The organism is Streptomyces sp. NPDC004134, assembly GCF_042874195.1.
GTDB lineage: Bacteria > Actinomycetota > Actinomycetes > Streptomycetales > Streptomycetaceae > Streptomyces.
The window spans coordinates 1-1,328 of the sequence record NZ_JBIAMS010000063.1; the positions used below are offsets into that span (position 1 = coordinate 1).

The window sequence follows — 1,328 nt, forward strand, 5'->3', positions numbered from 1 at the left end:
TGCTCTGACAGTGAGGATTGGTGATGGCACCGCCCGGGGGTCTGGCTCTTGCTCTGACTGACGCTTCGGCTGTCCTTGCGTTGAATCGTCGGCCTGCCGGGCGGTGCCGCCTGGCGCGTGGCCGGCCGGGCTTCTGTGACTTCATAGGAGCCTGGCCAAAGGTCCCATCACTGTCTTGTCCGTCTGCCCGGCCGGCTCGTGCTCTCCCATCGGCGCGCGTTGGAAGGGCAGCACACAACAGCATGGCAGCACAGGACATAGCCGTGGTCGGCGGGATCGACACCCATGCCGACCTCCACCAGGCCGCGGTCATCGACAGCATCGGCCGACACCTGGCCACCCGGCAGTTCGAGACCACCCAGGGCGGCTACCGCAAGCTGCTGGACTGGCTGCGCTCGCACGGTGAGGTCTGGGCCGTCGGGATCGAGGGGACCGGCGCCTACGGCGCCGAGATCGCCCGGTTCCTCACCGCAAACGAGGTCACGGTGGTGGAGGTGGACCGGCCGGACCGCAAAGCGCGGCGGGACAATGGCAAGTCCGACCCCATCGATGCCTACGCGGCCGCGACCGCGGTCCTGTCGGGGCGAGCCGCGGGCACTCCCAAGGCCCGCAACGGGATCGTGGAGGCGATCCGGACCCTGCGGGTGGTGCGCAAAAGCGCGGTCAAGGCCCGCACCCAGACCATCAACCAGATCCGCACCCTGATCGTCACCGCCCCTTGCGACGTCCGGGACAAACTCAGAGGTCTGTCCGCACGCGAGCTGGTCACCACCCTGGCCCGCTCACGTCCGGCGGGCGAACCGGCGGACCCGGCCAACACGGTGAAGACCGCGCTTCGGCGGCTCGCCCGCCGCTACCAGGCACTCGACGAGGAAATCAAGGACGCGGACCGGGAGATCGGACCGCTGGTCACCCAGGCCGCCCCCAGGCTCATCGCCCTGCCCGGCCTCGGCCCGGAAACCGCCGGCCAACTGCTGACCAGCGCGGGCGACAACCCCGACAGGCTCCGCTCCGAAGCCGCCTTCGCCCACCTCTGCGGGGCCGCCCCCATCCCCGCCTCCTCCGGCCGCACCAACCGCCACCGCCTCAACCGCGGCGGCGACCGGCAGGCCAACAACGCCCTACACACCATCGTCCTGGTCCGCATGAAATACGACCAGCGCACCCAGGAGTACGTCGCCCGACGCACCGCCGAAGGCATGACCAAGAAGGACATCGTCCGCTGCCTCAAACGCTTCGTCGCCCGGGAGATCTACCACCACCTACCCCACACGACCCACACCACTAAACCGCTCCCACAAACCACTTGACGATCCATAGGAGCTTCA

The 1,328-nt window shown here is 68.9% G+C and carries 1 protein-coding gene; it reads left to right on the plus strand.

Features of this window, described 5'->3' with window-relative positions; translation table 11 throughout:
* Positions 1–242: 242 nt before the first annotated feature.
* Positions 243–1,310, plus strand: a complete 1,068-nt coding sequence (locus tag ACFYVJ_RS34780; RefSeq protein WP_388900526.1) for an IS110 family transposase — start codon at positions 243–245, stop codon at positions 1,308–1,310.
* The last annotated feature ends 18 nt before the right edge of the window (positions 1,311–1,328 follow it).